A 13,056-nucleotide genomic window follows, 5' to 3' on the forward strand; every position below is an offset into this window, starting at 1 on the left:
ATAACCCGCCCACTAAGGTATAAGAGTTAACATGATATTAGAGAAAAGCTTTTTTTTCGCATCCACGCGATAAAGTTAGGTATTATTAAATCATGACTCTGTACCCAAGAGAAAAAGCAATATCAGTGCTGTTGTCCATGTTGAGTAGGTTTTCGACGATAGTGAATTCAATTGCACTGTTATTCAGATAATACCTATAGCCTAGAAATACTTCGTGAGAAGGTTTTGAAAAGTCATTATTTGTTTTGAGTAAACCTTCATAATGATGTAATTCAATAAGCCAACCATGGCGTCCCATTAAATACTCATAACCTAAAGATAACATTACAGCATGATCTTTATAGTCTATTTCAGATAGACTTTCATCATTTTGTCTAAAACTTATACCTGTTGTGGAGTAAAAATGATGCATTCCAGATGTATAGCTATAATTCAGCTGTAATGCTTGTTCAAAACGGTTATCTACAAATGGGCCAGAATTAACATGGTTGTAATATAAGCTGCCACCAATTGATAGACCATAATTATCCTCACTAAGCAATTGATATTCTAAATAGAAATTTAGGGAATTCGTTAGCGTGTCGCCAGAAAGATCAGGTTGATTGATACCATTCTTTGAAAATATTTGGTTTTTGTCTTTGATTGTATTGTCGCGGCCATTTTGGCCCACACCAAATGCGTCATGAAACCAGATAGTGACCGAGTCAAGATGGTTATCCCCACTAAAACTCCACTTATAATTAGTATCAAACATCCATTTTTCAGTGAGTTGCCACTTTATTCCGCCATTAAGAGAATTATGATAATAGTCAGCATAGTAATCGTCAGTTTCAGCCCATACACTTGCTACTGTTGCAGATCCGTATATCTCTTTTTTCCCTTCAGGCAGTGCAAATCCTGAACGAAGCAGAGGCGTTAAGCTACCCGCATGTGTAGGTGATTGGGCATGCACACGAAGTGGCCCATAATGACTATAATTGATATTTTCTGCGAAAGTATTCGGTAAAAATATTACCGTATAAACTAGATGTGCTCTAATAGTCACAAATAAAATTTTCTTTGCATATTTCATCGAAAACTCTTTTTTAGCTAATCTCTATTAAAAGCAATGTTTTGTAGTGAGGCTGATATTATGTATAAATGACTTAAATTTTGTCTGTTTGAAGCAATAAGGTTTTTGATTAGACAGATTTCTAATTGATTTTAGAATTAAAAACTACAAAAAACATACCATAATAGTACAAGTGCGAGCCAGAATGACCTACAGATAAACGGGATTGTAGTGAGTATTAGTAAAGTGCTAATAACTGCCAGTAATATTGTCTGTTTACTCATTGTCTGGACGCTATCAAAGCGTAATTTCATGATGTTTCTCAAACATAAATTATTATGCTAACAAAGCAATAACATTATTTATGTTGTTAGTTATAGGTAGTGGTATTTCAGATGGCATTGTAAATGAATAATCAGCACTAAATATACCGCTGCTATTTACTCGTGTAAATGTGTGTAACAGGTAATTGTCCCGTATTAGCGGTGAAAATATGGAACTGATAGTTCATGTTTTTTAATTAATATATTTATTTATCAGTCATATTAGTTATCGTAATTAAAGACCAATCTCAGTTTGCCAAACTTGTTTATCTAATGGATGTGCTTGTTTAAATTGTCCCTCAAACCGCAATAGATCAAAAATGAAATGGCCAGCCAGCCACGAATGACTGACCGGCCGCGCCGGGAAGCGTTTTTGGATAAAATGCGGAGCAGGTTAGTTGGGTGATTGACCTCCTGTTGCCGTCGCTTTGATATTGAATACTAGGCTGTACATCACTGGCAGTACGATGAGCGTCAGCAGAGAAGCGAAGCCTAGACCGAAAATAATCGTAATCGCCATAGAACCGAAAAACGCGTCGGGGATCAGCGGTATCATCCCGAGCATAGTGGTTATCGCGGCCATCATCACTGGGCGAACACGGCTGACACAGGAGTCGATTAAGGCAAAATAGGCTGGTTTACCTTCACTGAGCTCGAGGTTGATCTGATCGACCAAGACAATACCGTTTTTAATCACCATGCCCGACAAACTCAGTAATCCGAGTAGTGCCATAAAGCTGAAGGGCGCATCGAACAACAAGAGTCCCGCTGAAACCCCAATCAATGCCAGTGGCACAGTAAACCAGATCACTAAGGGCTGACGTACTGAGTTGAACAAGAATACGGTAATCAAAAACATCGCCAGATAACCTAAGGGAATCGAGCTAAATACCGACGCTTGTGCTTCACCTGCGGTTTCAAATTCACCGCCCCATTCCAAGCGGTAACCTGCGGGCAGGCTGATCGCTTCGACCTGGTCTTTGATTTTGCGCAGTACAGAATCGGCAGTTTCATTGCTACCAAGCTTAGGATCGGCCATTACTGCGAGCATGCGCATGCGATCGCGGCGCATCACCAGCGGATTTTCCCACTCAGTGTTGAAGCTACTGACTACTTGGGTGGCGGGCACAAAGGTATTGTGTTCGCTGCTCCAAATTTGCAGCTTCCATAGGCTGTCGGCCTGCAAACGTTCTTCGGCTGGCGCTCTGGCGACTATCGGCAACAAGTGGCTGGTTTCTCTGTATAAACCTATTTGCTTACCGCTAAAGTTAACCAATAGGGCATTGTCGAGATCTTGCTTACTGATCCCTGTTTCGCGCGCTTGGGCATTTTCCAGTTGCGGACGGATCAACGGCACTTGATTACGCCAGTTGTGACGTATGCCATCCATGCTCGGTTCGGCGTGGAAAATGGCCTCGGCTTGGGCACCTAAAGCGCGCAGCACTTCTGGGTTATCACCGTAAAAGCGTGCCTCAATTTTGGCGGCGGGCGAAGGGCCGTTTTCCATGTTTTTTAAACGATATTGTGCCTGTGGGAAACGTTGATTTAACAAGGTTTCTAATTCTGGCATATAGGCTTTCACTGCGTCTAAATCCTGCATTTCTACAATCAACTGGGCAAAGGCGGGATAGCCTTTTTCTGGCTGATAGGGCAGTACGAAGCGCTGCGAACCTTGGCCAATAACGGTTGTTAAGTGTTTTAGTCCAACGTCTTTTTGCTCGTCCAGCGCAAGCATTAACTTCTCGATATCAGCGGTAAAACGCTCGGTCGCCTTGATGTCAGTCCCCTCTGGCATCCAGATATCCACAAAGAAAATCGGCGTGTTAGAAGCAGGAAAGAACACATTCTTGATATGACCAAAGCCCACCACAGCGCTGAAAAGCATAGCGATAACCAGCAGTATGCTCACCAGCCTAAAGCGCAGTGCCACAATTAAGCTTGTGCGATATAAGCTGAAGAACCAGCCCTTGTAGGGGTCTTGGGCTTCTTCATCGCTCGGCGCATCTTTAAATAACAGATGACAGAAAAACGGCGTGAGTGTGATGGCGGTGATCCAGCTGATAAACAGCGAAATCATCAACACTTGGAATAAAGAACGGCAGAATTCACCGGCGGCATTTTGTGATAAGCCAATGGGCGCAAAGGCAATAATGGCAATTACAGTCGCGCCCAATAGCGGCCACTGGGTTTGGGACACTATCTGTTTGGCCGCTTCCAAACGGGTCTTACCGCGACGGATACCAATTAAAATGCCTTCAGTAACGACAATGGCGTTATCGACCAACATACCAAGGGCAATAATGAGTGCGCCGAGGGAGATGAGCTGTAGATCAATCCCGAGCACTTTCATCACGATAAAAGTGCCTAGAATCGTCAGCAGTAAGATCAGGCCCATCAATAGACCTGAGCGCAATCCCATAAACAGCAGAAGCACGGCGATCACTATGGCAATGGATTCCATTAGGTTGATTAAGAAGCCGTTAACTGTCTCATCTACCGCCTGACTCTGATTATAAACCGTCGCTAAATTCATGCCGATTGGGCGTTGTGATTCAAGCTCGGCTAAACGGTCACTGACCTTTTGCCCGATTTCGACTACATTCACACCGCTAGAGAAAGAAATCCCCAGCGATAATGCTGCTTCACCTTTATTGTGATAAAGCACGTTAGGGGTTTCGTCATAATCCCTTTCAATATTAGCAATGTCGCCAAGGTAAATCAGCTCAGAGCTACCCGGAGGGCTGACGATCAAACGCGCGAGATCCTGCACATTGCTAAATTCGCCCGTGGGATGAATGCGGATACGGTTATCGCCAATCACTAAGCTGCCCGCGTTAGAGACGACGTTTTGATTGTTCACTAAACCATAGATATAGCTCTGATCTAACCCCAGTGCCGACAGCTTTTGCTGGGAGATTTCAATCACGACTTGCTCGGTGACGTTGCCAGCAACAGAAACCTTTTTTACTCCAGGTACTAGCACTAGCTCGCGGCGCAGATAGTCGGCGTAATTGCTCAACTCGCGGTTGCTGTAATCAGGTCCCGAAAGGTTAAATAAAATGCCATACACATCGCCAAAGTCGTCCATCACCTGTGGCATTGCTGTGCCCGGCGGCAAGTTTCCCGCAGCATCATTAACTTTACGACGCACTTCATCCCACACCTGCGGCAGGCTGGTTTTATCGTAACTTTCTTTAATCTCGATTTGGATTTGTGATAAACCCGCACTATTAATTGAAGTCACATGCTTAATGGCGTCGAGTTGCTGCAGGGCATCTTCGAGCGGTAATGTCACTTCTTCTTCAACTTGCTCAGGCGATGCACCGGGATAAGCCGTGATCACTAAAGCTTCTTTAATGGTAAATTCGGGGAATTCTAGTTGCCCCAAACCAGTAAAACTGACGCCACCACCCACGAGTAGTAGCAACACAAACATCCAACTGATGACTTTGTGGCGTATCGAATACTCTGCAATGTTCATCAATTACACCCCACGCTGCCAGCGTAGTGGTTTGACTTTCATGCCATCGGATAATTGAGACACTCCAGCGCTGACGATGAGATCGCCCTTGTTGACGCCCGTTAAAATCTCAACACCTTGATTACTCACGCGTCCGAGCGTCACCATCGTCGGTTTTACTTCACCCGATTGCGCTTGGTAAATCCACACTTGTACTTGGCCATCTTGGTCGCGCTTATCGATAGCGGTCACTGGCACTACCGTTGACGCGAGGGCACTAGGATCTTTGACTAAGGCTAAGGTCAACTCGGCACTCATTCCTGGAAGTAGCTGAATATCTTGAGGTTGAGGTAACGAAAACACCACTTCATAGGCTTGGGTGCCCGGCGTGACTTGAGTCGAGTATTCCTTAAATTTGGCATCGAAACTTTGCTCAGGGAAGGCACTAAAACGCACCTTAGCGGCAAAGTGAGCTTGATCGGTATATTGCTTCAAACCCGCCGCCATCGACTCGGGAACTTGAATGCTAATATCGAGCAAATTATTGTTTTGTAATGTTAATACCCCTTGGTTTGCTTGCACTATTTGGTGGTTATCCACTAAACGTTTGGCGACTGTACCGCTAAAAGGTGCCGTTAAACGGGTGTAACTCAGTTGATCGCGTGCAGCGGCTAAGGCGGCGGTGGCCGATTTGAGTTGCGCTTGAGTGCTATCAAACTCAGATTGTGAAATCAGCTTGCGATTGAGTAGCTCGACTTTACGTTTAAAGTCAGCGGCTAACAGTTCATGCTCCGCCTCGCGGGTCATTAAATTATTGTGGGCGTCCCTGTCATCAAGTTTTGCGAGTAAGCTACCTTGAGTGACTCTTTGCCCTTCAACTAATGCCAATTCTGTTAATTGTCCTGAAATGCGGAACGACAATTCTGCGCGACTATTGGCGGCAACGCGGGCTGGAAATGTTCTGAAATCTCCGTCTTCTACATTGAGTACTTCAAACAGTTTAACCGGACGAATTGTTGCCACTTGCACTGAACTTTCCGCAGGCGAACAACCACTGATCAGGGCTGGAAGCAGCATTGTCAGCGGCAAGAGTCGATATGATTTCATGGTGGAGATTTCCTAGTTAACAAATTGTCAGCATTTCTGGGCGCGAAGATACCAGCTAAATTAGTTGCAATAAACGGGATACTTTGGGATTATCAGTCCCACATAATGAGATTGAACTTAAGGTCAAAATGAAGACAGAGGACTTAGCGTTATTCCACCGAATTGCTGAAACCGGTAGTTTGATTGAAGCGGCGGATTTACTTAACTTGCCAAAATCGACTGTGAGTCGGCGTTTGCAAGCCTTGGAAGATGAGCTGAACATTAAATTGTTCCACCGTCAGAGCCGCTCTATGACGCTCACTTCTGCGGGCAGTCATTTTTACCAGCGCTCGCAGAATATTTTGGCTCAGCTCGACGAAACCCTATTCGAAATGACCAATGACGATGCTGAGATCAGCGGGCATTTGCGTATTCAAATGTTCCCCATCCACAGCATGAAAATCTTGATGCAAGCCATTTTCCGCTTTATGGATATGCACCCTAAACTCACCTTAGAAGTCATCAGCAGTTCAGAATCCGTTGATATGGTGAAACATAATCTCGATGTGGCCTTTGTGGTCGAGCCTGCGTTGGATACCTTAGATTTAGTGGTGCGGCCAATTTTTACCACTGACTTACGTTTTTACGCCAGTCCTCAATATTTAGCTGCACACGGTACACCTAAAACACCGAAAGAGATTGAAGCACATAATGTGTCTATGTTCCGTTTATCCAACGGCAAAATCTTTAATGAGTTATTTATCGGTTCAGAACAAGAGGTGAGAGTCAGAGGTAATTTCTGCTCCAACAGTATTGAAGTGGCGGTTGAGTTTGGATTGCAAGGACGCGGCATAGTGTATGCGCCTGCTGAAGTCGTGGATGAATATGTACAAAGCGGTGAGTTAGTGACTTTGTTACCTGAAATCCAACCCCACCAAGGCGAGTGTTTCTTAGCTTATCCATCAAGACGTTACGTGAGTTTAGCCTGTCGACGCTTTATCGACTATATCATGCAAGAGCTAGTGCCAAATGGCGTGCCGATCAACATGAGCGAGCAAGGTCCACGTCGATCCTGCAAAGCCTCTACGGGAGCGTTTTCAGACGACGTGTTGCGCTTTCCCGTTAAAAAATCAAGCTAGTTTACCCCTCGCTAATGGCGTTTGCGGTCGTGATCTTTGTGGGCTCACAGATCCGCTGCGCCAGCCAGTAACAGGCAATTCCCATCAAAATATTGGTCACAGGTAGCGCGAGCAGCAGGCCTTTAACGTCACCTATATACGATCCCAAGGCTGCTAGCGGCAGCATGAGCAGTACTAAGCGGCACAGATTGATGACTAATGAACTCATAGGCCTGTGGTAGGCATTGAGCGAGGTCGCGACAATAATCACTATACCCAAAGGTCCGTAGGCACAGGGCAGCACTAAGATATAAAAACTCAGCCACTCGATAACCTGCGGATCGGTACTGAATAAATGCGCGATAGGCTCGGCTAAAAAGATCAGTGGGATATAGAGTAAGGTTTGGAAAATAAAGATAAATTTTATCGATAATAGCAGGGCTTCTTTTGCTCTGTGTGGCTGTCCTGCCCCTAAGTTTTGCGCAATAAAGGGCATTAAACTCGACGACAGTGCCATCACTACTATTAATAGTACTGACTCTAATCGAGTACCGGCACCAAAGGCTGCTACGGCGCTGTGATCGATATGCGCCAACATGGCCATAATAATGGCATTGGCTAGTGGATTGATTAAATTCATCAAGGCGGCGGGTTGTGCGATATGGGCTAATTTGCTCCAGTTCGCGCGCATTCTGTCTATGTCAAAGGCGGTCCATTCGAGCATTTTGCGCCTGACAATCAACAAATATCCCGACAAAGATAAGGCAATCAACCAAGCGAACAGGGTTGCAATTGCGGCGCCTTGGATTTCTAAACGTGGAAATGGCCCAATACCAAAAATCAGTAACGGATCGAGGATAAGATTGATGATTGCCGCCAGCGCCATGATCATCGCCGGCGAGCGGGTGTCGCCAGTGGAACGTAAGCCTTGATTGCCTACCATCAACAATACCAGCAGCGGTGCGCTGACATACCAGTAAATCATATAGTCGTGGATTAGCGGCAAGCTGTCATCGTTTGCCCCGAGTAAGCGAAACAGTGGCGTAATAAAAATGCTACCCAGTGCGGCTAAACTGGCGATCAAGACAAAGGTGAGCAATAAGGCATCATGCAAGAACACTTTGGCCTTGTGGGCATTACCCGAACCGATAAGTCGACCTAAATTGGTCGAGACTCCAGCGCCAATACCAATGGCGATGCTAGAGATCACTAAGGTCACCGGAAAGGTAAAACTGATGGCGGCTAAGGCTTCGGTGCCCAATTGGCTGATAAAAAAAGTGTCAGCGAGGCTGAAACCTAGAATGGTCATAATGCCAATTAAGTTGGGGAGGCTCATGTTGAGCAGTACACGACCAATTGGCGCGGTGAGCAGCCCGTGTCTGTCTTTCATGGAAAAATAGTGCCTTGTTAGCGAGCGGAGGCGAGATTCTAGCAGGATTGTGCGGACTTGAAAAAACCGACATCAAAAAATTGAAGTTTTTTTTGTAAATGCCCTTGGATCTCGACACTGTCAGCCCCATATCTCAGACAGCAAAAGAGCAGACTAAGGTGTCTGTTTTTTTAATCACAAATAGGCTCGATTGTAGGGCATCAAATCATTAGGAGAGTTCATAGATGAATATTCGTCCATTACATGACCGCGTAATCGTTAAGCGTCTAGAAGTTGAATCAACATCAGCGGGTGGCATAGTACTGACCGGTAGCGCCGCTGAAAAATCAACTCGCGGTGAAATCCTTGCTGTGGGCAATGGCCGTATTTTAGAAAATGGCACAGTTAAGCCACTGGATGTCAAAGTGGGTGACGTGGTGATCTTCAACGAAGGTTACGGCGTTAAGAAAGAAAAAATCGACGGTCAAGAAGTCTTGATCCTGTCGGAAGCTGACCTGATGGCAGTAGTGGGTTAATCCTCAGCATCAATTCGACATTCCAATTAATCATTAAAAATTTAAAGGATAATCAAGATGGCAGCTAAAGAAGTTGTATTTGGTAATGACGCTCGCGTAAGAATGCTGGCTGGCGTAAACATTCTCGCGAACGCAGTAAAAGTGACCTTAGGTCCTAAAGGCCGTAACGTGGTATTAGACAAGAGCTTCGGCTCACCACTGATCACTAAAGACGGTGTTTCTGTTGCCAAAGAAATCGAGTTAGAAGACAAATTCGAAAACATGGGCGCGCAAATGGTGAAAGAAGTTGCTTCTAAAGCCAACGACGCCGCCGGTGATGGTACTACTACTGCAACTGTACTGGCTCAAGCCATTGTCGTTGAAGGCTTAAAAGCCGTTGCAGCCGGTATGAACCCAATGGATCTGAAGCGCGGTATCGACAAAGCCGTTATCGCTGCAGTTGCTGAATTAAAAGCCTTATCACAACCTTGTGCAGATTCAAAAGCGATTGCACAAGTTGCGACTATCTCTGCAAACTCTGACGAATCTATCGGCGAAATCATCGCAACTGCGATGGAAAAAGTCGGTAAAGAAGGCGTGATCACAGTTGAAGAAGGCCAAGCGTTAGAAAACGAATTGGACGTAGTAGAAGGTATGCAGTTTGACCGTGGCTACCTATCTCCATACTTCATCAACAAGCCAGAAACGGGCAGTGTTGAATTAGATCACCCATTCGTACTGTTAGTAGACAAGAAAATCTCTAACATTCGCGAACTGTTACCTATACTTGAAGGTCTGGCAAAAACCGGTAAGCCATTGCTTATCGTTGCTGAAGACGTTGAAGGCGAAGCATTAGCAACCTTAGTTGTGAACAATATGCGCGGTATCGTGAAAGTGGCTGCTGTTAAAGCACCTGGCTTTGGCGATCGTCGTAAGGCAATGCTGCAAGACGTAGCAATCCTGACTGGCGGTACTGTTATTGCTGAAGAAATCGGCCTAGAGCTTGAAAAAGCAACCCTAGAAGATTTAGGTACAGCTAAGCGTGTTGTGATCACTAAAGACAACACCACCATCATCGATGGTAACGGCGAGCAAACACAAATTGCTGCTCGTGTAAGCCAAATCAAACAACAAGTTGAAGAATCAACGTCAGACTACGACAAAGAAAAACTGCAAGAGCGTATGGCTAAACTAGCTGGCGGCGTAGCAGTGATTAAAGTTGGCGCAGCGACTGAAGTTGAAATGAAAGAGAAAAAAGCCCGCGTTGAAGATGCTCTGCATGCAACTCGCGCTGCGGTAGAAGAAGGCGTGGTTCCTGGCGGCGGTGTTGCTCTGGTTCGCGTAGCTTCTAAGATCGCTGAAGTTGAAGTATTAAACGAAGACCAAAAACACGGTGTGGTTATCGCACTGCGTGCAATGGAAGCGCCACTGCGTCAAATCGCCACGAACGCGGGTGAAGAAGCGTCAGTTGTTGCTAACACAGTGAAGAACGGCAGCGGTAACTTCGGTTATAACGCCGGTAATGACACTTACGGTGACATGTTAGAAATGGGTATCCTTGACCCAACTAAAGTGACCCGTTGTGCATTGCAATTCGCTGCGTCAATCGCAGGTCTGATGATCACTACAGAAGCTATGGTTGCTGAGATCCCACAAAATGCTGGCCAAGATATGGGCGGTATGGGTGGGATGGGCGGAATGGGCGGCATGATGTAATTTTTGCTGGTCTAAAACGTTGATTACGGCGTTGCTGCTCGCTCACATACACACAACGTATGCTACGCTCACAGCGCCTTGTATTGAACGTTTTGTCCTGCGCAAAAACATCTGCGGTCTTTAGCTTAATCGCTTAAACCTAAATTCTTGTAAAAGAAAAATGAAAACCCCGACTCGGGTAACTGAGTCGGGGTTTTGTTTTTGGTCTGGTAGCTTGGGCAAATTTCAGGTGTACTTACCTACACTTTTTGGGATTTAAGCGCTGAAATGACTATGAAAGTGTAACATTGTATACTTTTGTATACTTTTGCTGGTGGTTAGATGGTTCCATCATTCTTGATTGCTTTTAAAAGAAAAATCAAAGTCGTGGGGCTTCACCCCACACCCGACCAAGGAGGACTGCTCGTCCTATCCTCCTTGGATGCTCCAAGACGCCCCTAACGGAGTTGAAAGCGCCTTGGGCATTAAGCGTTCTTATGCTATCGCGTCAGACGCTCGTCCCTGATTCGACTGACGCTATCTCGGCATCAATGCCTCGCTCACGCAATGAACGCAAATGCCCTGCGGCAACTCCGAGGGGAGGGTGAACTTCTGTAATCCTGGTATCAGCTGTTAATCCCAAAAGAGTTATGCCTGTCCTATTTTTCACTGCTATTTTTCAGTTTGAACAAAGTAGGACATTGACCTTGCTAAACCCGAGGTGACCATATATGTCCCATTTTTGCCGGATTTCTAACTTTATTTGCTTTAGTATGGAAACAGACCATGGCAGGATTAAGATAGGTGCGGTATATAATTTTGATTTTTTATGGCAGAGTAGCCTTTGGTGATGTTTGAATCTATATTTAAAACGTTACCAATGTCTTTTTCTAGGTCGTTAAATAATATATCTTTAATTATTAATGGTTTGTAGGCATTATATTGTGTATTCGCAATTTTAATAATGATAGTGCCCAATGAATTATGATGGAAGGATTGGTGGAGCTTATAAATTGGAAAAAGTTCCTTCAGGAAAGCAGGTGTTACGGGCTGGTGAGTATTTGATTGATAATCAAACTTATGAGCTTGGTAATGAGTCTAAGCTAGATGATGCCTTTCAGATACTTTCTTATTGGCGATATAGTTATGAGCGACCTTTAGAAAATGCGTTGGCTAAAATTCAGCCTGTAGTTAAACCGATCGATACAACAGCTATTTTTGCTAAAAGGTTAAAGCGATTTCCATCGATTGTATTAAAGCTCAAACGATTCCCTAAGATGAACTTAAAAAACATGCAGGATATTGGTGGTTGTAGGGTTATTCTTGCAAATGAGAAAAAGGTTGAGCAACTCTCTAGAGCTTTAAGGAAAATGCCTGAGTTTCGGTGGGAAGATGGATTCAAAATAAAGGATTATATAAAGTCTCCTAAACTTGATGGTTATAGAAGCTTTCATATAATTGGAAGATTTAAAGATACTGATGGTAATGACAAAAAAATTGAAGTTCAACTAAGGACAAGAATCCAACATTATTGGGCAACAGCACTTGAGATTATTGACTTATTCACAAAACAGTCACTAAAAACAAATCAGGGAGAGGAACTTTGGAAAGAGTTCTTTTCTAATGTAAGTCATCAGTTCCAAATTATTGATAATATACATATTTTTGATAAGTTGTCTGAGAAAGATAAAAAAATTCAATATGTAACTAGGTTATTGAAAGATAGGGATTCAGCTAGTTCGGTTTTGACAGTGTGTGATACTGCAAGAGAATTAGGTGTTACTAGCAAACTTAAAGCTTTTGCTAGCTCATTAAAGGTTATAGGTGATGAGCTTGAGACAATTGGTAATGACCGGTATGTCTTACTTGAAATTGATGTAGTAAAAAGTTCTGTCGCCTATACCTTATTTTATAATTATGAGTCTGAAATTGCAGAGAAGAAATATACAGAGTTAGAGAGAAAATTTTCAGATAGAAGAACAAACATGGTTGTTGCACTTGTTTATGCAAATGCAGTTGGTGGTATTAAAGAGGCATATCCAAACTTCTTTGCTGATTCAACAAGATTTAGCGAACATCTATCTTTGATAACAGGGGCTGAGAGTCTTTTTAGGCGAAATTTTTTGAGAAAAGTTTTAGATAAGGCAAATTTGGCTGGACTCTAGTCGCCAGAATCTGGAGAGTAACAAACTACTCATTATTTAATTTACGAGAATTTAACGAGCCAACCATTGTTAAATTTCTATTGTTTTGGACTACTCATTCCGTATAGCCATAATGTACCTTTAGTATTAAAGATAGCGGACAGGCATATCTTTTATGATGAATGAATTTAGGTAACTAGTTACGTGAGTCGTGGAGTCTCATTATTGAGTAACTAGGCAGTTTATCTGGTAATTAACATCTAACCTGATAACTTTGGTACATTCTTTATCAGAA

Annotated in this window: 8 protein-coding genes; 4 read left to right on the forward strand and 4 right to left on the reverse strand. The window is 43.9% G+C overall.

Going from position 1 to position 13,056, the window contains the following annotated elements; all coding sequences use genetic code 11:
- Positions 1–85: 85 nt before the first annotated feature.
- From HUB64_RS13230 to HUB64_RS13240, 3 genes are all read right to left on the reverse strand, one after another.
- The gene (locus tag HUB64_RS13230) at positions 86–1,072 is read right to left on the reverse strand and encodes a DUF3187 family protein (protein WP_217363100.1); all 987 of its coding nucleotides are present in this window, start codon (positions 1,070–1,072) and stop codon (positions 86–88) included.
- 696 nt (positions 1,073–1,768) lie between these two features.
- Entirely contained in the window at positions 1,769–4,855 is a 3,087-nt protein-coding gene (locus HUB64_RS13235) for an efflux RND transporter permease subunit (RefSeq protein ID WP_173497155.1), read from the reverse strand.
- A 3-nt stretch (positions 4,856–4,858) separates the two neighbouring features.
- On the reverse strand, positions 4,859–5,941 hold the full coding sequence (locus HUB64_RS13240) for an efflux RND transporter periplasmic adaptor subunit (RefSeq protein ID WP_173246975.1): 1,083 nt from the start codon (positions 5,939–5,941) through the stop codon (positions 4,859–4,861).
- 128 nt (positions 5,942–6,069) lie between these two features.
- Here HUB64_RS13240 and HUB64_RS13245 point away from each other — a divergent pair, with 128 nt between their 5' ends.
- Positions 6,070–7,059 carry a LysR family transcriptional regulator gene (locus HUB64_RS13245; RefSeq protein ID WP_113940006.1) on the forward strand — a complete coding sequence of 330 codons (990 nt, stop codon included), beginning with the start codon at positions 6,070–6,072 and terminating at the stop codon, positions 7,057–7,059.
- 1 nt (position 7,060) lies between these two features.
- Here the strand turns inward: HUB64_RS13245 and HUB64_RS13250 are convergent, their stop codons facing one another.
- On the reverse strand, positions 7,061–8,428 hold the full coding sequence (locus tag HUB64_RS13250; protein WP_131525936.1) for an MATE family efflux transporter: 1,368 nt from the start codon (positions 8,426–8,428) through the stop codon (positions 7,061–7,063).
- A gap of 224 nt (positions 8,429–8,652) precedes the next feature.
- On the opposite strand from HUB64_RS13250, the gene HUB64_RS13255 reads away from it, so the two are divergent.
- The 3 genes from HUB64_RS13255 to HUB64_RS13265 all read left to right on the forward strand — a co-directional run bounded on the left by HUB64_RS13255 (position 8,653) and on the right by HUB64_RS13265 (position 12,782).
- On the forward strand, positions 8,653–8,943 hold the full coding sequence (locus tag HUB64_RS13255) for a co-chaperone GroES (protein ID WP_006086113.1): 291 nt from the start codon (positions 8,653–8,655) through the stop codon (positions 8,941–8,943).
- Positions 8,944–9,000: 57 nt separating this feature from the next.
- Positions 9,001–10,638: a chaperonin GroEL gene (groL, locus tag HUB64_RS13260; RefSeq protein WP_071938647.1), complete on the forward strand. Its 1,638-nt coding sequence runs from the start codon at positions 9,001–9,003 to the stop codon at positions 10,636–10,638.
- Between the two features lie 956 nt (positions 10,639–11,594).
- Positions 11,595–12,782, forward strand: a complete 1,188-nt coding sequence (locus tag HUB64_RS13265; protein WP_173497156.1) for a RelA/SpoT domain-containing protein — start codon at positions 11,595–11,597, stop codon at positions 12,780–12,782.
- Positions 12,783–13,056 lie beyond the last annotated feature (274 nt).

This window comes from Shewanella sp. ISTPL2 (assembly GCF_013283205.1).
Lineage (GTDB): Bacteria > Pseudomonadota > Gammaproteobacteria > Enterobacterales > Shewanellaceae > Shewanella > Shewanella oncorhynchi.

Coding starts and splice junctions, on each gene's coding strand:
- HUB64_RS13230 (WP_217363100.1), bottom strand. CDS start 1,072: ATGAAATATGCAAAGAAAATTTTATTTGTGACTATTAGAGCACATCTA.
- HUB64_RS13240 (WP_173246975.1), bottom strand. CDS start 5,941: ATGAAATCATATCGACTCTTGCCGCTGACAATGCTGCTTCCAGCCCTG.
- HUB64_RS13265 (WP_173497156.1), top strand. CDS start 11,595: ATGAATTATGATGGAAGGATTGGTGGAGCTTATAAATTGGAAAAAGTT.
- HUB64_RS13250 (WP_131525936.1), bottom strand. CDS start 8,428: ATGAAAGACAGACACGGGCTGCTCACCGCGCCAATTGGTCGTGTACTG.
- HUB64_RS13235 (WP_173497155.1), bottom strand. CDS start 4,855: ATGAACATTGCAGAGTATTCGATACGCCACAAAGTCATCAGTTGGATG.
- HUB64_RS13255 (WP_006086113.1), top strand. CDS start 8,653: ATGAATATTCGTCCATTACATGACCGCGTAATCGTTAAGCGTCTAGAA.
- HUB64_RS13245 (WP_113940006.1), top strand. CDS start 6,070: ATGAAGACAGAGGACTTAGCGTTATTCCACCGAATTGCTGAAACCGGT.
- groL (WP_071938647.1), top strand. CDS start 9,001: ATGGCAGCTAAAGAAGTTGTATTTGGTAATGACGCTCGCGTAAGAATG.